The sequence below is a fragment of the Okeania sp. SIO3B5 genome, from assembly GCF_010692555.1.
In the GTDB taxonomy this organism is placed as follows: Bacteria; Cyanobacteriota; Cyanobacteriia; order Cyanobacteriales; family Microcoleaceae; genus Okeania.
In genome coordinates this window covers 1-22,041 of sequence record NZ_JAAHHG010000135.1, presented here as the reverse complement: position 1 = coordinate 22,041, position 22,041 = coordinate 1, and the positions used below count along the sequence as shown (strand labels likewise).

Below are 22,041 nucleotides of genomic sequence, written 5' to 3'. Positions count from 1 at the left end.
TTGAACAAGTAGTAAGTAGTTAATAGACATCTCCAGAAAAAAGGGAGTAGGGAAACCACCCCTCGCCCCTCCCCCTACCAGGAGGGGAATAATTGATAATTTTTTAACCCTACTCTGTAGGGACGTTCCATGGAACGTCCCTACCGTCTACTCCCTACTCTCTCTTTTCCAGAGATTTCTAATGATACTAAATACGGTTATGAAAAGGTATTTTTTTCAAATCTGCTCTAATCTAACCCTTCTTCCTTCTGCCCTCTGCCTTATTTTCCCAATAAAGCTACTATATAACCGGATTTAGATGAGTGACTGAGAATGGGGTTGATGAGAATTCTCACCCCACAGACTTCATTGACATCGCGGGTGAGAGTGGGATATAAAACCCATCATAGAAAAGATCGAACAGTAACAAGGAAAAGGAAGAATAAATAATCTATATTATAGCAATGCTTCCTGTTCCATATTCTCTATTACCTATTACCTTACAATCCAAATTGATTGTCAAATACCAAAAAACTTAGTGCTGTAGCATTAATCAAGAATCAATGAAAAATGATATTACTTGCCTAATTCCAATATTCTCAAAATAAAAGGCGCAAAATTTTACGCCCCAGAAAAAATAACTGTAGTTAAAGTGTTAGGAGTAATGTACTCCCAGGCTTTCTTGATGGACTATAGACTCTATTACATTAAGAAGGTTGGTCTTGATTCATCTGGCGTTCAATGGTTTGAATGGCCGCATTAAGTCCAGCTAATCTAGTTTCTAGATCGTCTCGCATCCACTTGAGGAATTTCAGTTTATTTTCTTGATGGACTTTACGAGACTCTGGTTGAAAAAAGTCCCAACCACAACAGGATTTAGCAAAGAATGGAAACATGGGTAATACTCTCAACTCATCTTTACTTAATATTTTGAAACAAAAATTCTAAAAATGGCAGATTCTATTCTAATTTATTTCTTAAGCCTCAAAAATGAAGGCCATGCCAGTCATCAAAAATCTTTAGAAGTCCGTACTTCAAAAAGTAGAGCATTATATCTATATATATACAGACTATATCATCTTCTTGGGTCTGTTTCTATAAAATGCAAGTCAGTTTTCAATGGAACTTAATACCCAACTTTTAAGGACTGGTTTTAAATATAAGTAGTATTTGCGATCGCATCCTTACTTAGTTTGATAGATTAATCACCGCTATTATTAACAGCGATCGGTTTCACAGCATCCGGATTTTTTTCAAAGTTAGATTAAGTTTACGAAACTCAAATTCAAGGTAATTTTAACACTTTCAAATATTGCTCCAAACTTGATTTCATGCTAAAATTTATACTGTAATTTTTTGGCAATAATTACGGTTATAATATTATCATTTTATTAAATATAAGAAACTCTAAATTTGCCTGAAAAATTTCAATAATATTTTGCATTTAACTATAACTATAAAGGAGATATGATTATGGTTGCTCAATCTCGTATCTATTCATCACCTCTACAACAAGCAATTGACCGTTATCCGCTAACTGTAACCCCCGAAACTCCTCTGGTAGATGTACTCAAACAAATGAGTATATTACAAAGCAGTTGTGCAATACCTGTCAATACACAGACAAATGGAAAAATTGATGAATCACCATTATCAAACCAAGAAAAAGCTACAAGTGTTTTAGTGGTAGAAAATAAATCAATAGAAAAAGAGCAGGAATTTTTTAATGCACAATCTTCTTTTTTATTAGGAATATTCACTATTAGTGACCTTGTCAAACTAATTGCAACTGGTCAAATTGGTAGTTTCAGCAATTTATCAGAACAAGTGAAGATAGCAGAAGTCATGTCATCTAATTTTGTGACTCTAAAAGAATCAGACGATCAAGATTTATTTACAGCTTTATCCCTGTTTCGCCAACATAAAATTAGTCATCTGCCAGTGCTAGATAGTATAGGTCAAATAGTTGGTATTGTCACACCAGAAGGAATTCGTCAAGTACTGCAACCTTCTAATATTCTCAGGTTAAGAAGCGTAAACGAAGTCAAAAATGACTCTGTTGCTGTCACAACTCCAGAAACGACATCATTGTTAGAAGTTAGTCAATTGATGGCAAATCAAAAAGTGAATAGTGTAATCGTAACACAGAAGAAAAAAAGTAAAACACAAAGGACTGAAATTGAAAAACCTGTGGGTATAATTACAACAGATGATATTGCACAAGCTTATTTTATAAATATTAGTTTGGCAGCAACACCTGTAAAAAAGGTAATGAAAATGCCAATTAATAGTTTGAAACAAACAGACTCTCTCTGGGATGCTCATAAAAAAATGTTGCAGGAACAGGTACAAATATTAATAGTATGTGGTAAACAAGGAGAGTTTCTGGGAACAGTTAATCAGGCAAGCTTACTGCAAGTATTAGACCCGACAGTAATGTTTGGGTTAGTCAGAAAATTACGAAAAGATGTGAATCAATTGCAAGCAGAAAAATTTGAACTATTACGCACTCGAAATGCACAATTAGAAAAAGAAGTGCAGGCACGAACGGCAGAAATACAAGCACAGCTAGAACGCGACCGCCTCCTAGCCAAAATAGCTCTTCGGATTCATCAATCTTTAGATATAGATGAAATTATTAATGCTGTAGTTACAGAAGTTCAACAATTCCTCAAAACAGATAGAGTAGTGTTCTTTCAGATAGAAACAGCAAAAGTCGCTAAAGTAGTTGCTGAGTCAGTAGAAAAAAACTGCGATTCTTGGATAGGAGAAACAATTTCATCTGAATGCTTAATGTCAAATTCAAAGATGAAGCAAAATAAGATTCAGGCAGTTTCTGATATCACTCAAATAAATTCAAGTACAGGAAAAACTACTGAGCTGGAGAAAAAACAGGTAAAAGCTTACTTAATAGTACCAATTTCCCAAGATGGACAACTATGGGGACTGATGTGTACCCAGGAATATTCGGGAATTCGAGAGTGGCAACAATCTGAAATTGATTTATTGAAGCAGCTAGCAACTCAGTTAGCGATCGCTATTCAACAGGCCCAACTTTATCAACAAGTACAAACTCTTAACACAGATTTAGAAAAACAAGTTCAAGACCGCACAGCAGAGTTGCAACAAAAAGTGCAAGAACTACAGCAACTTAATATTCTCAAAGATGATTTTTTAAGCACTGTATCCCATGAATTAAGAACGCCCCTATCAAACATGAAAATGGCTATTCATATGTTGAAAGTCTTTCCTATATCAGAACGCGGTCAACAATATTTAAGTATTTTAGATACAGAGTGTAAAAGAGAAATTAACTTAATTACCGATTTGTTAGATTTACAACGCTTAGAAGGTGGTACTGCACTTATTCCAATAGATACAATAGATTTAGCAAGTTGGCTTCCCACTATTATCGATCCTTTTCAATCTAGAACCCGAGAACGTCAACAAACTCTAAAGGTTAAATTGCCTAAAAAAATCCCTCAAATTGTGTCTAATAATAATAGTTTAGGCCGGATTTTAGCAGAACTCCTTAATAATGCTTGCAAGTATACTCAGAATGGTGGCGAAATCAAGTTTATAGTTGAATGTAATCAGAAAAAAAGTAGCAAAACAAGCTCTGTAGAAGCTCCTGACTCAATCAAATTTTTGATTAGTAACCCATCAGAAATTCCTGCGTCTGAGTTACCTAAAATATTTAACAAATTTTATCGAGTGCCCAATGCCGATCCCTGGAAACAAGGGGGTACAGGTTTAGGTTTAGCCCTAGTGAAAAAATTGGTAGAACAGCTCAATGGTAACCTATTAGTATCCAGTAGTAATGGTTGGACAACTTTTAAAGTAGAAATACCAATCTAACGAAGTCAGAAGTCAGAAGTCAAAAGTCAGAAGTTAACCCACCCCTAACCCCTCCCAGGAGGGGAGGGGAAGAAAGGAGACAACCCACCCCTAACCCCTCCCAGGAGGAAGACAGGAGGAACGGGGTACTTAGAGGAGGTAGGAGTAAGAATTGCAAGAATAATTTTTCTGCCCAACTATGTACCTAAAATACTAACTTTTTGAGGCTTTTAGGCTGAAAACCAGGCACTTTTTAAAAGCCCCAAAAAGGCACTTACCAATATCAGTAAATACTTTTAGATTTAATCAGCAAGCCCTAATTAATAATTATTATTCATTAAATAATTCTGGTTAAAAGCCTCCCCTTTCAAGGGGAAAAAGCGGTCGTAGCGGAGCTTCCCGTAGGGTGGGATGGCGTTTTGCTCCGCAACATATAAAGCGGAGCGGCTCTAATAAGAGCGGGTCTCCTCGCCATATCCAATCGACCAAAAGAAGAAATAATATTTCCTGATATTCAATTCCGTAACGGTTTTAACCAGAGGTAATTATCCATTATCCATTATCCATTATCCATTAATAAAAGTGCATTCAGGGAAACAAAGACAAAATAAAATTTCTCGCTCTCAGGATTGGTCATGGCCTCTATGGCCTATTTTACCTTTATATCCTTATGGGCAAAGACGAACATTACGAAAGGAGATTGTCAAAGATACAATCTGGACTTTTGACCAACTTCAGGGCATTTTCTATGTCACTGTACCAATTCGGATGACAGTGGTAAGAATGCTTGGAGGCGGTTTATTTGTTTATGCTCCCATAGCACCAACACGAGAATGTGTACGCCTTGTTAATGAATTGGTAGAAAAATATGGAGAAGTTCGCTACATTATTCTACCAACTATTTCTGGCTTAGAACATAAAGTATATGTCGGACCGTTTGCGAGAAATTTTCCCACTGCTGAAGTGTTTGTGACACCCAACCAATGGAGTTTTCCGATAAATCTACCTTTGAGTTGGTTGGGTTTACCGAAAAAACGCACCCATCTACTTCCTGCCAACAGTAGTGATACACCTTTTGCAGCAGAATTTGACTACGCAACTCTCGGACCTCTTGATATTGGTTTCAAACCTTTTGCAGAAGTAGTATTTTGGCATAGTCCATCCCAAACTTTACTGGCGGTTGATACTGTTTTATCTGTACCTGCTGAACCGCCCGATATTTTGAATTTAGACCCTTATCCGTTATTATTTCATGCCAAAGATAATGTGTCTGACGTAGTGGAAGATAATCCGATCAATAGATGTATAGGGTGGCAAAAAATATGTTTGTTTGCATTATATTTTCAGGTGGATGCTTTAGATGTAGTACCTACTAGAGAGGTATTTCAGAATGTTTTGAAAGCACCAGACCGCTCAAAGGGAGCATATTTTGGTCTTTTGCCATGGCGTTGGAAGTCTGATTGGCAGCGATCTTTTACACAGTTACGACAGGATGGACGGTTGTTAGTAGCACCTATATTGCAAACCCTGATTTTGAATCGCGATCCAAAACAGGTGATGGAGTGGGTTGAGAAAGTGGCAAGTTGGAATTTTCGGCAGATTATTCCTTGTCATTTTGATGCACCTATTCAAGCAAGTGGATATGAGTTTAGGCAAGCATTTAGTTTTTTAGAAAAGGATAGTGACGGGTATTTACCAGAGACAGATTTACAGTTTTTGAGACAATTAGATGATAAGCTTAAAAAAATAGGGGCTTTACGTTAAAGCTGAAGAGCATTTTCTTATTTTCCCTATATATAAAATGTATACCAAAGAAGCATTTTCTTGATGAGGTTAACATAGATATTGTTCGTTTAATTTGTGCGATTTTTTTACCACCACTTGGCGTATTTCTGCAAGTAGGTTTTGGCGGTCAATTTTGGTTGAATATTCTTTTGACTTTTCTGGGTTATATTCCAGGAATTGTTCACGCTGTTTGGATTATTGCTAAAAGATAAATAGTTATTGTGTTTTAGGTGGTAATATCCAGGTATTTCTGCCCAATTTACCACCTACCATCTTACCTTATCAATTTAACCTTAAACCTTCTTAAATAAATTCAATAGAAATTTACTAAAATTAGTGATTCTTACTTAGGCTTATAGTTTTTGTGGAATTAGGAGGCGAACGCCATCAAATATGAATAAATTAATTGTACGGCGATCGCTATTCTCACCAAGATTAATCTGGTCATCAAAGAGACATGATATTAAGCCTCATTTTTGACAAAGAACAATGCAGTACGGGGACCGATATTAATTCCACCGCGATTAGGGGAACCCCATTTATTAATGTACTTTTGACCGTCACCACCGTAGTCTACACACATTTCAAAGTCATACTGTAGCTCGCTGTAACAACCTACTCCTAAACCTGGCATTTTAGCAGCAGTGACATCAAATGTTTCAGCAGCTTTATTAATAATGGTTAAACCCTTATCTCCACGCTCGATAAAGAGCAAGTTGGGATTGTCCGCAGCAACTGCAATTTCGTTACCATTCCGATAGTATTGAGATTCTCCCATCATTTGTTCGTGAAATTTGGTTCCAGCGACAACCGTAGGCTCAAAAGCATCAAAAGTTAAAATTAAGGGCGTTCCTTCTTTTCTCCCTAAAACGTAAGCTGTTGCTAAAACTAAATCGTTCTTGTCAAATTTCAAATAATCGAACTGCCCTGATGCCCAAGTATCGTGATTACGAGAAAAAGTAACCGCATCGTCTCCAGGTAAAGCACGCTGGGTATCTGCTGGATTAACTAAAGATCGTAAGTCTCCCCCGTAACCAAAAGCACTTTTCAAGGTATTAACCAGTTGAAAATCTGTTACTTTTGGAAACACTGGAACATATTTCATGCTCTGGTCGTAGTTGTCACCGATAACTTCACCATAGTAAAATGTATCTTTACTTTTAAGATCCTTCACGATTTCCTTCCAATCTTCAACCGGCACATGTTTCACCGTATCAAAGCGGAAACCATCGGCTCCCAGAACGAGCAGTTTTTGAAGATATTTCCGAGCTTGCTCTTGTACATAAGGTAACTCTGTTTTCAGATCTGGTAATCCTTCCGGATCGCTGTGAGTACATAACCAATAATTTTCAACTTTGTAGGGATCTTTGTAGTCTTCGTCTTCAATACAGTGTTTCTCATGGAAATATTTCTTGTCGTTGAAGATCGGATATGCTCCGGCGGGGAATTGAACATCTTTATCTTTAGCTTTGTAATAACGATCGTAATTAGCCATGTGATTAAAGATAACATCGACGATGATCTTTATACCGCTATCGTGAGCAGCATCAATCAAATTCTTTAAACCTTTCTCGTTTCCCAGATTTCCGTCTACAACATAATCAAATGGTTGATAGTGATTACTCCATTCTTTGACTGATGCGCAAGGATTATCCTGACGTGGGGGGGTTTTATAGGGAGGGGAAATTTGGATATGAGTATATCCTGCTTCTTTGATTTCTGGCAGTTTTGCTTGTATATTGGCAAAACATTCATCGAAGGCGTGGTAGATAACATCTGCTTTGGCAGGAGTAGGATTGGATGTCAGTCCAATAATTACTGCCAGAAAGCAGGTACAAACCCACGTTATGAGAAAACTGAAAGCTAAACGATTTTTGTTGTTCATAAATATGATTCCTGTTTCGACTTTAGAGGTAACAAGTTGTCTATTAGATTATCAGGAATTTAGTAGATTTAGAGAAGTAATTTTTTATTGTGCTAATGTAGGAACGTTTCATAGAAGGTCCCTACCAGAGTTTACCTCAATAAATCTGCTGCCCAACATCTAGTCACTAAGTTGTCATCAACATAATGTAACTAGCATCTGGTACATAAATTGCACCTGCATTATGAATATCCGTTTTCTATTCACTAATGCTGATGTTTTTTGTTTAACTCATCCAAGTATACGTCCATGAAATCTTGAACGACAAAAGGATGTCGTCCGGTAACTAGGTTGCGATCAACACAGACAGCAGCTAATTTTTTATGAGGTCCAGAATAGTCTAGAATTGCTCCTGTATTGAGAACGTCATACATAATATTATGACCGCAAGTAACTCGGCGACCCTGAAGGCATTCTGGTACTGGAGTAAATATCCATAAGGCATGACAAATAGCTCCCACTATTATTTCTGGATTTTCTAATGCTGCCTTAGCAAATTGAGTGGCAACTGGTATCTCTTTTGGCCTTCCATGTTCTCCCTCTTCTACTTCTACTTCATAGCGAAGCATATCCATAGCGTATCCACCAATCAAGAATACACCAGTGTAGTTATCTAATATAACGTCTGTGGTTATATCCTTAGTTACTGTGATCGTATTGCTAGGGTTGTTGTTATCTGCAAACACCTTTTCTGGCTTTCCTCTGAGATTAGAAACATACTCAATTTCATATCCCTTTACTGGGAAAAAAGTTTCAAAGGCAGCAGTTTCGTTTCCGTCGTAATGGGATTCAATTAAAATCGCTATCTTTTTGTTTTTTGTCTGGACCATTATCTTCTTCCTCTTAGGAAATAACAACTTAACTTTCTATTTGTCGATAAGTTAATCAGTTACTCAACTACTTTTGATGTTGCCTCAGCAAAAAAAGGTCTCAAGCCTCCCCTTTTAAGGCGAAAAAAAGTAAACTTCAGTATTTCAAGCCTCTAGCTTCTGCAGTCGGTACTGATAACTAATAATGAATGATACACAAGTTGCAACACAAATCACTTCTTGCTGGAAAGATACAAGATATAGTTACTTGATTAGCAACCATATCTTGAGATTTAGGGTTTACCGAACATCAACTAATGTGACCATTTGTTGAGTTGAACCCCGAACAGGGCGAATCTTTTTCCCATTGCGCTTCCGAGGTTCAATGATGGATTGAACTTTAGCCGCAAATAGGTACGGACGAATTTGAGTATTCTCAGGAATTTCCTGGAAAGCAAAATACAAAGTGACAGGTAAGTTGTGAATTGCTTGACCAGTAATATAACCAACCAGATCGTGCTCAAAGCTGTGGAAAGCATTTTTCCAGGAGTGTTGCTTAGGTAAACTCAAGTTAGGAAGATTATTCTTAGCATATACCCAGTGCCAAGCACCACCATGTTCGTGGTCGATCATATACTTAAACCAATAAGCATAGCTGGTAGGCAAGTATTTAGCGTAGGAAGGATCGCGCAAACTGAAGGTAGCGGCAGTTTGATCCAACTCTGCTAAAATCCACCATTCTTTATCAGTTTCTAACTGACCATATTGATTGATTCGACGACCCCAAGTTCCGTCTTCTAGGAAAGCTTCTTCTAGAATTAAAGGTGCTTTTTCTTGAGCAAAGGCAGTCAGTTCGTAATGTCCAGTTAATTTACCGATTTCATAGATCAACCATAAGGTTTTAATGGAGTGACCAAAATCTGTATGATCTGTTCCTAATTTTTGTTTGCTCGGATCGGTAATTGCTCCAAAGAAAATATTGTTGTCTGGTGTATAGAACTGCTCGCTCATAATTCTGGCTAGATGCACTAAGTCATCTTCCCATTGGGAGCGGAGGGGCTTGCCATTAAACATTTCAGGCAATGTGGGAGTGAGCAACAACATATAACCATAAACTTGGTCAAGTTGAGATACTAATTCCCGTTGATCCTTACTAACTTTTTGCTCGTTACCATTTTCGTCAACATAATCTACATAATCCTCATGTGCCCAGGCAAGTAAATCCCATTCTGCATCGTAATAGGTCTCAAAGATATAGTCCTTGAGGGCAACGATATCTGCTAATACATCGTGGTCACGGGTAAGATAGTAGTAAAATCCTAGACCAGCAACAGCATAAGCCATATCTTGACTGATCCGGCGAGCTTTACTTGGTAGGCCAACTCCATTTTCAAAGTAGGTGTAAGCACCACCTTCTGGGTCTAAACCGTATGCGCGCACATAGTTTACTCCCTTTTTAGCCAATTTTAGGTATTTGCTCTTTCCTGTGAGATGGTAAGCAACGCCATAGGCAAAGATTTGTCTTGATTTTGCCCTGATGTACTCCCGATCGAGCTTGACGATACTCGAATCAGCATTTTCAAGTTCTGGACAGGGATTTATCCAACTGTACAGAGACCCGTCATTGCATCGATAAGTCGGGTAATTGCCAACAGGATCGCCCAGTGCTTCCTCCATTGTCCAAAATGGGAGCAAGTCTTCTTCCAAATGTTGCAGCCAACGTTCGCCTGTGGGAACATCGGCAATAATGCCATCAATATTATCTACAGGATATTGAGCAGTTGAGGAGACTAATGCTAAAGCTGGTTGAATGCTTGATACAAACAGAAGTGTAAAACTCAGCAATACACTGGCTGCCATCTTAAATAGATGATGGCGAGTTAGGTTGAACATAAGAACTATTGTTTGCTTTGATGTTTGCTTTGAAGGTGAAAAATTGAACTTTCTTGAAGGCCATAGCAATCAAATAATATTAGTTAGTTGCTTGCTGTTATTGCCTTTACTTCAAATCTTATCACATCCTTTTTTAATGTCAAAAATTTATTTTTTCTTAGAACATTAGAGATTGTAGTTGACAAATAATCACCAATAGCTTATAGATGAAACAATTATCCTGAAAAAGATGCAGGAACTTAAGAGGACGGCGATCGCTTTGAAAGCAAATGACTCAGCTAATAATATCTATTGACTCGATCCTTTGGTGAGTGTTAAAATTTCCCCATACCTAATTCAAGGAGATGATCGCTGTGTTGACAAGCAGTCAACAGAAAATCAATAAGCCATAGAAAAGGAGGCGAAAATGCAAAAAGTTAAGAAGAAAAGCTGGGAAAAACTGCTAGCAATAGTCATAATGACGGTGGCAATGTTAGCGTTCAATCTATTCCTACAGCCATCTGCTACGGCAGAATCAGAATTGTCTGCAAAGGCAATTTCTCAATGCGCTTCTGCGTCTCAAACTGTCTCAATAAACGTCGAACTAAATGGAGAAAAAATTTACGACATCCAAAACGTGCCTTGGATCGAAAATGAGACGGTAAGTTTAGCGATGAAGAATGCAAAGTTTGTGGACAGCACTTTCACCTATGAAACAAATACAAGTAGTCCTTTTGGAGATTTAGTAACCACTATAGGCGGGAACGGCCCTGGATTCAAAAAATATTGGCAATTGAGGATCAACGATAAACCATCCTTAAGAGGAATTGATACAGCCATCCTCCAAACATGCGACCAAATAGAATGGAAAAATGAATCCTTTTAACCTTTATCACTCGTAGGCGACCAAGAGAAGTTCTCTTCGTAGTCAGAAAGTGGTTTTTGTATCTGTGGATGACCAGAAGGAGCCCCATGCTTTCCTAAAGATGTTCAGTGTAAAACGGTTATGTTCCACGGTGCACTGCTACTCCCTCTCCGTTCTGCGGATGTATGTGCGTAAGGAATTAGGTTATATCATGTCCGGTAGCATCGGAGCGTGTATAAAATAAAGGTGACACTCTTGAGAAAACCTTCTGCCTCCTGCCTCCTGCCTCCTGCCTTCCTTTCACCAAGGTCTAATTATTCAACCGGACATGATATTAATGGCCTCCGAAAGGCTTAGGTTTTGAGAGGCGATCGCTTCCCCGATGCGATCGCCTAAAAATTGCTCTATTGAGAAATTACTGTATCTTCCCGGAACGCTAGGTTCTGAATCCGCTCGTCTGAGTCAGGTCCCCCATCCGCTTGGCTAAAGGCAGTGTCTGCTGTAGGAAAAACTTGATAGAAGTATTCCGCCAGTGAGTCCTGCTCAGTGCCGAAAGGAGAGAAGTCAGCAACGCCATCGACAGCTTCTGCAATTGCCTCATCCCTCACCCCATTTTTGTTGAGGTCCTCTTCCGGTTCAAAATCCCCATCGCCATCACTATCTGGCTCACCCAAGAGATCGACACGATTAAACAAAACCGGATCGGCATTCAAAAAGCTAGGGTAAGGATAACTGTCTCCACCGTCAGCGAGATAGTTAACGGTAATCGCCCGGAAGGTTCGACTGGGATCGCCGACGAGTTCGCCATCTTGAGCAACCACATCAGATTCGTCATCGCCCAAAACGACTAAAGAAATAACACGATCGCCAGCAGGACGTTCCGGATCGAAGCTAAACTTCAGACCGCCTACTTGGGGAAACTGGCCAGGGGTTGCACCGGGAGCTGTTCCTGCAACCCCATGTTCGAGTGTCTGTAAGAGTTGTTCTGCCGTGAGCGTTATTAGAGTGAGTCCATTGTTGAACCGCAGAGAGTTGTTGATGTCGAGTTGGGACACCTCTCCCTCTGCTTTCCCTGCCTCCGGATTTGCTTCGGGTGGCAACAGTTCAAAATCATTGGGATCGGTACTGCCACTTGCAGCGTTGATGATTCCGATATTGGAACGAATGCTACCCCCATTTTTCAAAGCAATCCGCGTTGTAGCATCAATCGTTTTGGCATAGGCAAGATCGGCATCGGAAGTCAGATTGCCTAGGTTGGTTTCTTCAGTGCGGACATAAGAGCGATCGCCCCGTAGGAAAACCGTCGTGTTGCCAAAAATGTTGCCATCCTGGGTAGCAATGACTTCATTGAGGGCATCAACGATTTCCACGATTTCTGGATCGGGAGTGCCGTCTGTGGCTGCAACCCCCTCTTCGTCAGCGGCGTAAGCTCCACTGATGCTGGAATCTATGCTACTGGGTATGAGTAGACCTTCGGCATCGAAGTCAATCACCAGGCGACCCACATAAGTATAGTTGGCTTTCGTGTTAACTACGGCGATCGGGTTTCCATCTGCATCAGTTTTGAGAATAGGATAGGGACCAGCGCTCGTATCTCCAGTACGGAGGCGGTCTGTTTCATCAGACAGCAACGTGTGGGAACCGCCCGCAACGAGGATATCCACATCTCGGAGGCGGGGTGCAAGTTCATCGCGCTCGATATTCAACTGTTGCATATGGGACAAAAGAATCACTTTGTTGATACCCGTTGCCGTCAGCTCGTCTACAGCAGCCTGAATATCAGCAGCCAGGGCATCGTAGTCAGTGTCATTTTCAGGAAGTACGATCACCTTACCTGTGGAGGCAATAGCAGGCAACAATGGTGTGCTTGCACCAACGATGCCGATTTCTTGGCCACCAACGGTCGCGATCGCCGTTCCAGCTAATTTTCCTGCTTCTAGGGTGCTAATCTCTTGTCCGTTTTCCGTCACCCGGTCTGCCAAGTCGGGGTCTGTACTGAAATTTAAGTTCGCGCTCAGATAAGGAAACAATGCCCCACGATATTCCCCAGAAGGTTGAATGATATCGCTCACTTCCTTGGTACCGAGATCGAAATCGTGGTTGCCAAAAGTGGAGGCTTGAAGGCCCAGTTGGTTAAGGATTTCGATATCAGCGTGGCCGATGCCCGCTTTACCCACAGGGGTGTCACTCATGCTGGGGTCGCCACTCGCAAACAGGAAGGGACTGGGAATGTAGTTATCTCCAGAGGAAAGGAAAAGGGTATTAGGATAGTCGTCTTTGAGAGCATTGAGGACGGCTGAGAAATGAGGCGCATCCTCCAGAGCTTCCAGGCCAGCTTCAAAGTCGGAAGCATGGAGAAGTTGCAGGGTAAAGGTTGTGGCCTCCGAGTCAGCAGCGGTGCTGGTGGGAGCGGGTTCGGATTTGTTAAACCAGTCAAACCCTTTGAAGAAGTCGAATAGGTTCCATGCTGTTGCCGGGGGGACAGCGACACTCAAAAAGAAAGCAGTGGCGATCGCAATAACCACTACATTCTTCCACAGATGCTTCCAAATACGATTCAAAATCATCGAGAAAAACCTCTAAATAATAACGTTGAACTTTGGACGAAATGTCCGTCGGTTCACTTTTTGTTGCCTTCGCATAGCAAGTTGTAAGTTTATCATATCATGTTCCCTTGAATACTTAGGGTTTGCTGAAAAAGTCTTTTAGTAGGGGTAGGAGACAGGAGACAGGAGACAGGAGACAGGAGAAATGGCTTGGGAGCGAGAAGGTAGAAGTAAGAATTGTCCCTTAATTTTTCTGTCTAACTATGCGCCTAAAATACTAACTTTTTGAGCGTTTTAGACTGAAACAGACGCACTTTTTTCGACTCCAAAAATGCTAAAGTCTTTATATGTCAATGCTTTTAGATTTAATCAGCAAGCTCTACTTATACTTTGGTGGAAGGAATACAGAGGGTAAAAGGCAAGAGGAAGAAGGCTTTCTTCCTATTGTGACTTAATTCTATACACGCTCTTCCACCGCTGATAAGCTAATGTGTTCAATAATTGATAATTGATAATTGATAATATCATGTCCGGTAGCATCGGAGCCTGTATAAAATTAAGGTGACAATGAAAGAAAACCTCCTGCCTCCTGCCTCCTGCCTCCTGCCTTCTGTACACCAAAGTCTAATTATTCAACCGGACATGATATAATTGATAATTACCTCTCCCTAAAAGGAAGAGGATTGAATCAAAGGAAAATTTGTTCTTGTTTCTCCTTGCTCATTAGAGGCTTTAAACCTAATTATTCGGTAATATCATGTCCGGATAATCAGTGATAAAAAAAACCTTTTCCCTTCTGACCTTTTCTTTCCTCCTGCCTCCAGCCTCCAGCATAGCTGCCTTACCTCCTCCAAAGTGTAAGTATTCAACCGGACATGATATAAGTTCCCACTCTACGAGACTAGCAGAGCGTATTTCATTGCTCTCCTAACAATGATCGCAAGTACTTGTTGTAGAAAAGGCCATCTGGATCGAGTTGATTACGGAAATTCTTAAATCTGTTCCAGGATTCGCTGTTGCGCGCGCGAAATGCAGCGAGAAAGTTCGGGTTGAAAGGCCCGGAACTGGTATTAGGATTCTTCGGATCGTAGAAACCATACATCTTGCTATGATGCGGAAGACCATTGTAGTCTTCAAACCATTTTTGCTCGACCTTGGCAAAAAAGTTGAGCAATTTTTGAGGATACTTTTCCACCGTTTTGTCTCCTACAAAGCCAATCAGATCCAGGTTGACAAAAGAGACATCTTCTTCTTCGGTATAGGTTCCAGACATTGCACTTTTGCCACCCTTCACAAAACGGAACTCCATGGGTGCCGCAATATAGAAGTCGTTACCCTCCTTCTGGAGCTCATCCGTGACTACCTGCAGCACTTGCCAGACCTTCCTGAGACCTGAATCATCGATATTGGGGAGTTTAATAAAGTAAGACATGAAGATCACTGGCATACCTTTCTCCAACCAGAGTTCTGAGTTAGTTTTGTTAGCATCCTTAGCCCAAGATTGGGCTTGTAACATTGCTATACTTGTTAGCAGCTTTGCTGATTCCTGATTCTGCTGTGCAAGTATCCCAGCACCTTCGGCTATTATATCTATAATATCTGTACCGTTCTTAGAAACCTACGATAATCTATATAAATCTATGATTATCTGTTCTATTCTTGCTTCTACCTGGCAACGTCGGCGCCTGTCCAGTCCACAAGCTGACACGGTCGAACTGACCGCCATAGCTAAATTTAACGCTCTTATCAAGTCTCGTTCGCGCTAGCGTTGCGGAGCAATCGCAACTGAAACCACAGTTTTCACATTCAAAAACACGCTCTGATAACAATAGAGACTCTTTAACAGTTCCACACCTGCTGCAGGTTTTAGAACTAGGAAACCATCTATCAATGATGATTAACTCTGAACCATATAACTCACACTTGTATTCTAACTGTCTGCGAAACTCGTAAAAACTCATGTCAGCAACAGCCTTAGCTAACTTGTGATTTGACATCATTCCTGATACATTTAAGTCTTCTATTACTATTTGACTGTGGTTTTTAGCCAAATAGGTCGTTAGTTTATGTAACGTATCTTTCCTGATATCAGCTATCTTTGTGTGTAGTCTCGCTATTTTTAGCTGTGCTTTTTTCCAGTTGTTGGAAAACTTAGTTTTATTCCTGTTAAGGTATTGCAGTCGTGATAGTTTAGACTCTAACTTTTTGTAAGATTTTGCACCAACAAAAACCTCACCAGTTGACAGTGTAGCTAAAGATTTTACACCTAAATCTACACCAACGACATCAACTGATTTATCAGTGACTTGAGGTTCTGTTTCTCAGAGCGAAACTAATAAACCATCTATCAGCTTTTTTGCTAATAGTTACAGACTTGGGAGTAACATTGTCTGGCAAGATTTCAAAGGTTTTAACCCAACCAATTCGAGGTAACTTTATACGATTAAAACCGACTGTAATTGAACCATCCAAAGTAAAACTATCATCCCTACCTTTTTTCTTGAATTTAGGTTGACCAGAAATTTTGTTAAAACAACGCTTCCAAGCTGATGACAAATATCTCAAAGCATACTGAGGCGCTGTTGAGCGAAACCTCGTAGTACCAATAGTTTTTAGGTTTGACCATTGCTACTAAAAGCTTATGTAAATCAATAGCAGTAGGAAATTTAAGTTTACTATCAGGATGACGCTGATTGTGATTAAGGATGTTTCTGGTAAGCCATAATCCCCAGTTCCAGGCATGACGAGCTACAAAGCGCGTGTTTAGCCAATAAGGTTTTTTGCTGATTTGTGGCGTGTAACTCAGTTTTGAATCCTAGTAGCATAAAATGAAATATAGATATTCATAGATTATAATAGATAATCATAGATTATGTCAAGCTGTTAATTACCCTGCATTTCTGGCCAGGAAAATAACTTTTTCCAACTCAGATTTGTTTTTGGGCGTGAAGTAGTAGTCATCCGCAGCCTTATAAGAAATATTCAGGCACCAGTTCTTCCATGTTGGCGACGAAACCTCAACATCTTGTTGGGAACTTTGGTTGAGGCCAAGGGCGTTTTGAATGGCCTTCAACCATCGATGAATGAAATTAGAATATCTGAGAAAACTCATTTTCGTCAACTCCTTGATTCGTAACAATTTGGGTTGATATGATACTTTGTTAAAGCAACGTTTCCAAGCTGATGACAAATGCCTCAAAGCATATTGAGGAGTGCCCGATCAACACTTCATCTTTTTTGACCGAAATGCGATCGCCTCTGGTTAGGAAGCGATCGCCCTATTGCTGGACTTACACTCAGTCAATGGGTTTTGACATTACCGAATAATTAATAATTAATAATTAAATAATTCGCGCCTTGAAGCCTCCCCTTTTAAGGGGAAAAAAGCGGTCGAGGGATGGCCAGGTCTCGGAGCCATATCCAATCGACCAAGAAAAGAAATAATATTTCCTGATATTCAATCAAGAGCGGTTAAAACCCGAAGTAATTATCAATTATCCATTATCAATTAATGAACAAACCATTGTGAGATGCCAGGGGCATAGATTTAGTTCATCTACTTGGTTGAATAATGTTTGTCAACCTCCTGAATGATTATATCCCAAAACTCTTCTTGAGTCACATTTTCAACTGGTTTGCCAGGCCGGGATGGGAGTTCGATGGTCTTAGCTGGAGAATACCAGATAGGAGAAGTATACACCCGCTCCTGTAAAGTCAGGGGAATATCATCACAAGCCGTTGGATTTTCTGCCTTCGCTTCCGCACACCACTCGTCGCCAAAAAATGCTTTGTCGTAGTCTGTCCAACGAGGAGTCGGAATTTCCAAGACTCGCGCATAGTAAAATGCACGTTGTGTCGGCTCGAAATCTGGGTCATGCCAGACCGTTGCTAGCTCAACTGCTCCGATGGTATTTTCCCAAGTTGCTGTGTCAGTATTAACTGTATTACCAACAGGAGAGAGACTATCTGGTGTATCATCAGGACGATCTGACCACGCGACATTATAGACTTTCTCGTGGGTGTCACCCTCAGCATCCAGCCAACCTTTGATAATTTGAATGCGATCGAGATTCCCCCGTAGCGGATCTTTCAATGCAGCTACCAAAAAGGTCGGTGGGTTGACTTTTTGATAATAATAGTTCAGAGTATCAGCAAGAGTGTCAGTCTTCTGAGCAATCTTTTCAGCCTTCTGAGCAATTTTTTCAGCTTTCTGAGCAATCTTTTCAGCTTTCTGAGCAATCTTTTCCATGTTGTCAGTCTTCTGAGCAATCTTTTCAGCTTTTTGAGCAATCTTGTCAGTCTTCTGAGCAATGCTGTCAGTCTTCTGAGAAATCTTTTCCAGTAAGTTCAGATCGAGTTCTTTAGGCGACGGCATATCCCTACCCATAGGAACACCTTTGGCATAACCCACATCACCAGGGTTACGATCTAAATCTTCGTCCGTAAAGTCCCAACCGCCAAAGAAGCGAACAATCATGCGGGGTCCACTGGTGGCATAAACTTCCCGTCGTGCCATGGCATCGAACAGAGATTCGCGGGTATTAACTTCGGCCCAAACGCCAACATAGCCAGCCGCCCCAAGCTGCCATCCGAACCGCTTGAGTGTCTCTTCAGTATGATCATCCACAAAAGAACTTTCCTTCTTGATGTTCGTCACCCGATTAGGACTAGGGGTATTATAGGGAAGCTCACCCATGTTGCTATCTTCTTCCACAGCTGATATGCTAGCGTGGTAATCTGTGGAACCGATGAGACCAAATTTGAAGGGATTTGCTCCCAGCTTGTCTTCAAACTTGAGTCCATTCTTGAGGGCTGCACGAGCATACTCATACTCATACATATCATCTGTTTTAGGAGTACTCATGTGCAAGTTGGCAGCATCCCAGCCTGCGGTCTCAAAACTGGCAAACTCATCATCAGGAGACAGCTTCGGATGAGTTTCGCTCGTTCCTTTTGTTTGGGTCACTTCATAGAGTGGCTCCCAGCGTTGCCGTTGCTCGGCATAGCTGTGGCTCAGGGGCAAATCACGAGCATCCACGTCCGCAAACATCTGTCCGTTACTCATATTGCCATTGTGGGGAATCGCCAAGACTTCACCACAGGTTGTATCTTCATAGGTTGCCATCCACTTCCAGAGCAGTTCTGGATCGGGACCATCTTCGGTAGTCTTGGGAAGCAACTGCTTTGCTTTGTCGCCGTTGTCGCGGTAGAGAACGTTACGGTGCAGGTTATCCCCCGCATCCAGAGCCGTCCACTCATACCCGATCAGTGCTGTAAATTTATAGGGGTCGTTGAAAGCTTCTGCAAAATCAACTTCCTCCTCCCAGGCAGTACGGAACTGTTCTTGAGTTTGGAGCATGCATTCTGGAGCCTCGCCTTGACCAAAGACGTAGGTGATTTCGTTTTTGACCTGCGCTCGCTCTTCGTCGTTGCCGTTTTCAATCCTTTCATACCACTCATCTACCTGAGCCTGATCCTCACCGCAGTTGTCTGGGGCTTCTTGAGTCGTCAACTGTTGAAACGATCCCAACTGGTCGGTGTGGTCACTGACTACCAGAAAGTCCAGGGGACGAGATAACTGGGCAAGTTCTCCCCCATCTGTCTCTACTTGCTCGCCCCGCGCAAAGCGATAGGAATCTTCAGGAGTTAGGGTGGTTCCAGCAGCACCCGCATCGAAGGAATAGACTGTATGCAGGTGCGTATCACCCCAAAATACCTGTTGGGGAAAGCCTGGTGCTGCTTGGGCTTGTCCCGCGTAGGGGGAGTAGTTTTTTGAGGTTGTTTTCTTGAACGCCGGAGGCTGTATAAGTCCTTTTAGAACTGGAGTGTCGTATTCTCCAGCAGGCAATCCAGCTTCTTCAGGGATTGGTGCAGCTAAAGCACTGTTGGAGGGAAAGAGGATGTTCCCTATTAGTAAGCAAATACACAATCCTGTCATCAACAGTTTGCGGATTTGCGAAAACGTTCGATTCATTTTGATTAACTCCTATAGGAATTGTCTTTTGTTGGATTTTTGAACCCCGGACTAGACGTTCACAGATTCAGTTTTTTTTGGCGTTGGCCTCTGGTTAGGAAGCGATCGCTCTATTGCTGGACTTACACTCGTTATTGCGAGGTGCCAGGAAAAGCGGTCTTGAAGACAAAAGGCACAAAATAGATTGATTTACCAAATGACAGGTAATATCATGTCCGGTTGAATACTTACACTTTGGAGGAAAGAAGGCAGAAGGCAGAAGGCAGAAGGAAAAGAAAGGTTTAAAGGGAGAAGGTTTTTTATCACTAATTATCCGGACATGATATAAATATCCCCATCTCTTAATTTTTTCGTCTTTGGAAATTAGTGGAACTTTATGAAGTAAACAACTAGCAACAATTAATCTATCCGCAGGATCTCCATGAAATTCTCCAGGTAATCGAGTTGATAAAACCGCAATTTCTGGACTAAGGGGTAAGAGTTGAGCTTTAGGATGCTGGAAAGCTAAACTCATCCAAATTTGAACATCCATTGATAATTCAATTCTATTTTTTGCAACTAGCATAGATAATTCCCAACAGCTAATAGCAGCAATCCCGATGATAGTATTATTCTCAATAGTTTCGATTGCTTTTTTTGAAAGTTTATACCATTTTGAAAAAACAATGTTACGAATAATAAGTGCAATAAAAAAAAATGCAGGAAATGTACCTTTGATAAAAAAGATAATTTATGACCTAAAAACTGGTATTAAATCTATTCCCATACGACTCCTGACTCCTGAGGACTGACTCCTAAAAAGTACCCTACCTATTTGTAGCAAACATTTATAAAATTGGTATTAGGAGATTCCGTCAACCACCAAATCCAAGCATGGGTATCAAGAATAATCATGAGTCAACATCCCAATTTTCATCAATCGGAGAAATAATATCCTTTTCATAAATAACACTATTTTTGAGTGGATTATTGACTAACCAGTTGGTTAGAAAATTAGAAGATTCACGATTTTTTTTGAGTGCTATTATGACATCATGTAGGATATTAATTGTTGCATCATCGACAGAATCAAGTTCGTTTTTGAGTTGTTCACGGTTAATCATAAGAAATATTTCGGAGTAAGGCTTTCATGGAAAAGTTAAAATGCCTCAACGATAGATGTTGAGGTAGAGTTGCTATCAGTTACCCCCAAAACGCAGCAATTCTCTGAATACACCAGAAGGATGCCATCGTCCCAATACTGTAGGTCGGCATCCACCTCAACCAGCGCGGATAGTTCTGGGAACCCAAGCGTTTCAGACCTTCCATAACCGCAACCACCGCCAACACAAAAGCCAGTTGTCCTAATTCCACGCCAACATTGAAAAACAATAATGCAGGGGGAATATCTTGGGGCGGCAACCCAACTTCAGTCAACGCTCCCGCAAAGCCAAAGCCATGCAGTAACCCAAACGTCAGAGCCACCAACCAGGGATATTGTTCAGTCAATCCCGGTTTCCCCATCCGACTGTGAGCTAATTCTGACGCTAAGAACAAAATACTTAGAGCAATTACCGCTTCTACTGGAGCTTGAGGTACATTCACAAAACCCAAAGTCGCAGCCCCCAGAGTAACGCTGTGAGCCAGGGTAAAAGCAGTAATGGTCTTTACCAAACGCCAAGAGGGGCCGACAATTAACACCAGTCCCAACACAAATAGCAAATGGTCGATACCGCTGAAGATGTGTTCGACTCCGAGTTTGAGGTAAGTCTGGCCTACTGCAAACACCGTCGTTTTTTCTGGAATCACAAAAGTTTCTTGCCCAGTTGGCAACATCGTAGTTTGGGAATGCCCATCCGCCCATTCCACTCGCAACAGCACTTCCACAAAGTTATTAATCAATCCTGGAAACGTAATCGTTGATTGAGCCAATCCTTTCTCACCACAATCTAATGTCCATTGGGAAACAGAAGTGGCGATCGCTCCAGGAGTAATGGCGACAGTACAGTGTTTAGGAAAAACGGGGCGAATAGCGATTGGCGGCCCATAACCATCATCCCCAGAACCGAAAGCTGGAGGTGTTTTCCAGAGTACGTCAATTTGACCAGATGGTTGTTCTCGTAATTCCAGGTAGGCCGTTTGAAAGCCGTGAGCTTCAGCCAGAGTGGGAGAAAATCCCAGAGTTATACCCACCAGGAGAATTAGACAAAGCCAACGTAGTAGCGCGTTCAATGAGCAGACGCGGAGACGCGGAGACGCGGAGACGCGGAGAATTGAAATCCCACGCCAAATTTCGCTCACCCAACCACCGAAGATTTCTCCCCCTTCCATAACCCCCCTTTCAAAGCTATGCGTTATAAACATCTTTCTTAACATAAAACGTAGACATTATAGACAAATTATGTTTGATACTTTAAAAGCCTTTTTCTAGAGAGAAAATGTATTTAAAAGTACATTGATTTTGATAAATT

The 22,041-nt window shown here is 41.0% G+C and carries 17 protein-coding genes and 1 pseudogene; 5 read left to right on the top strand and 13 right to left on the bottom strand.

Annotated features, from left to right (window positions below):
* Positions 1-686: 686 nt before the first annotated feature.
* Complete coding sequence (locus tag F6K54_RS18945) at positions 687-875, bottom strand: hypothetical protein (RefSeq protein WP_202224222.1); 189 nt, start codon at positions 873-875, stop codon at positions 687-689.
* Between the two features lie 577 nt (positions 876-1,452).
* Between F6K54_RS18945 and F6K54_RS18940 the strand changes: the two genes are divergently transcribed.
* The 3 genes from F6K54_RS18940 to F6K54_RS18930 all read left to right on the top strand — a co-directional run bounded on the left by F6K54_RS18940 (position 1,453) and on the right by F6K54_RS18930 (position 5,813).
* A complete protein-coding gene (locus F6K54_RS18940) occupies positions 1,453-3,837 on the top strand; it encodes a CBS domain-containing protein (protein ID WP_293080414.1) in 2,385 nt (794 codons plus the stop codon).
* A gap of 561 nt (positions 3,838-4,398) precedes the next feature.
* The gene (locus F6K54_RS18935) at positions 4,399-5,580 is read left to right on the top strand and encodes a DUF4336 domain-containing protein (RefSeq protein ID WP_293080411.1); all 1,182 of its coding nucleotides are present in this window, start codon (positions 4,399-4,401) and stop codon (positions 5,578-5,580) included.
* A gap of 74 nt (positions 5,581-5,654) precedes the next feature.
* The gene (locus F6K54_RS18930; protein WP_293080419.1) at positions 5,655-5,813 is read left to right on the top strand and encodes a YqaE/Pmp3 family membrane protein; all 159 of its coding nucleotides are present in this window, start codon (positions 5,655-5,657) and stop codon (positions 5,811-5,813) included.
* A gap of 251 nt (positions 5,814-6,064) precedes the next feature.
* Here F6K54_RS18930 and F6K54_RS18925 read toward each other — a convergent pair whose 3' ends face one another.
* The 3 genes from F6K54_RS18925 to F6K54_RS18915 all read right to left on the bottom strand — a co-directional run bounded on the left by F6K54_RS18925 (position 6,065) and on the right by F6K54_RS18915 (position 10,227).
* Positions 6,065-7,486 (bottom strand): alpha-amylase family glycosyl hydrolase, encoded by a 1,422-nt coding sequence (locus F6K54_RS18925; RefSeq protein WP_293080408.1) that lies wholly within the window; start codon positions 7,484-7,486, stop codon positions 6,065-6,067.
* Positions 7,487-7,731: 245 nt separating this feature from the next.
* A complete protein-coding gene (locus F6K54_RS18920; RefSeq protein ID WP_293080404.1) occupies positions 7,732-8,355 on the bottom strand; it encodes a DJ-1/PfpI family protein in 624 nt (207 codons plus the stop codon).
* 279 nt (positions 8,356-8,634) lie between these two features.
* Complete coding sequence (locus F6K54_RS18915) at positions 8,635-10,227, bottom strand: AGE family epimerase/isomerase (RefSeq protein WP_293080401.1); 1,593 nt, start codon at positions 10,225-10,227, stop codon at positions 8,635-8,637.
* A gap of 406 nt (positions 10,228-10,633) precedes the next feature.
* Between F6K54_RS18915 and F6K54_RS18910 the strand changes: the two genes are divergently transcribed.
* A complete protein-coding gene (locus F6K54_RS18910; RefSeq protein WP_293080398.1) occupies positions 10,634-11,092 on the top strand; it encodes a DUF4430 domain-containing protein in 459 nt (152 codons plus the stop codon).
* A 383-nt stretch (positions 11,093-11,475) separates the two neighbouring features.
* Here the strand turns inward: F6K54_RS18910 and F6K54_RS18905 are convergent, their stop codons facing one another.
* The 5 genes and pseudogenes from F6K54_RS18905 to F6K54_RS18885 all read right to left on the bottom strand — a co-directional run bounded on the left by F6K54_RS18905 (position 11,476) and on the right by F6K54_RS18885 (position 16,729).
* Positions 11,476-13,638 (bottom strand): bifunctional UDP-sugar hydrolase/5'-nucleotidase, encoded by a 2,163-nt coding sequence (locus tag F6K54_RS18905; RefSeq protein WP_293080395.1) that lies wholly within the window; start codon positions 13,636-13,638, stop codon positions 11,476-11,478.
* Positions 13,639-14,533: 895 nt separating this feature from the next.
* Positions 14,534-15,133: a D-arabinono-1,4-lactone oxidase gene (locus F6K54_RS18900; RefSeq protein WP_293080392.1), complete on the bottom strand. Its 600-nt coding sequence runs from the start codon at positions 15,131-15,133 to the stop codon at positions 14,534-14,536.
* Between the two features lie 112 nt (positions 15,134-15,245).
* Positions 15,246-15,869, bottom strand: a pseudogene (locus tag F6K54_RS18895) (RNA-guided endonuclease InsQ/TnpB family protein); the annotation flags it as partial.
* A gap of 46 nt (positions 15,870-15,915) precedes the next feature.
* Positions 15,916-16,173, bottom strand: a complete 258-nt coding sequence (locus F6K54_RS18890) for a hypothetical protein (RefSeq protein ID WP_293080389.1) — start codon at positions 16,171-16,173, stop codon at positions 15,916-15,918.
* A gap of 331 nt (positions 16,174-16,504) precedes the next feature.
* Positions 16,505-16,729: a hypothetical protein gene (locus F6K54_RS18885; RefSeq protein WP_293080387.1), complete on the bottom strand. Its 225-nt coding sequence runs from the start codon at positions 16,727-16,729 to the stop codon at positions 16,505-16,507.
* Between the two features lie 71 nt (positions 16,730-16,800).
* On the opposite strand from F6K54_RS18885, the gene F6K54_RS18880 reads away from it, so the two are divergent.
* Positions 16,801-16,944, top strand: a complete 144-nt coding sequence (locus tag F6K54_RS18880) for a hypothetical protein (protein WP_293080385.1) — start codon at positions 16,801-16,803, stop codon at positions 16,942-16,944.
* Positions 16,945-17,173: 229 nt separating this feature from the next.
* Here F6K54_RS18880 and F6K54_RS18875 read toward each other — a convergent pair whose 3' ends face one another.
* From F6K54_RS18875 to F6K54_RS18860, 4 genes are all read right to left on the bottom strand, one after another.
* A complete protein-coding gene (locus F6K54_RS18875) occupies positions 17,174-19,591 on the bottom strand; it encodes a DUF3604 domain-containing protein (protein ID WP_293080383.1) in 2,418 nt (805 codons plus the stop codon).
* 94 nt (positions 19,592-19,685) lie between these two features.
* Positions 19,686-20,258, bottom strand: a complete 573-nt coding sequence (locus tag F6K54_RS18870) for a type II toxin-antitoxin system VapC family toxin (RefSeq protein ID WP_375341981.1) — start codon at positions 20,256-20,258, stop codon at positions 19,686-19,688.
* A 223-nt stretch (positions 20,259-20,481) separates the two neighbouring features.
* Positions 20,482-20,694 (bottom strand): hypothetical protein, encoded by a 213-nt coding sequence (locus F6K54_RS18865; RefSeq protein ID WP_293080381.1) that lies wholly within the window; start codon positions 20,692-20,694, stop codon positions 20,482-20,484.
* A gap of 79 nt (positions 20,695-20,773) precedes the next feature.
* A complete protein-coding gene (locus F6K54_RS18860) occupies positions 20,774-21,763 on the bottom strand; it encodes a HupE/UreJ family protein (RefSeq protein ID WP_293080379.1) in 990 nt (329 codons plus the stop codon).
* Between the last annotated feature and the right edge of the window lie 278 nt (positions 21,764-22,041).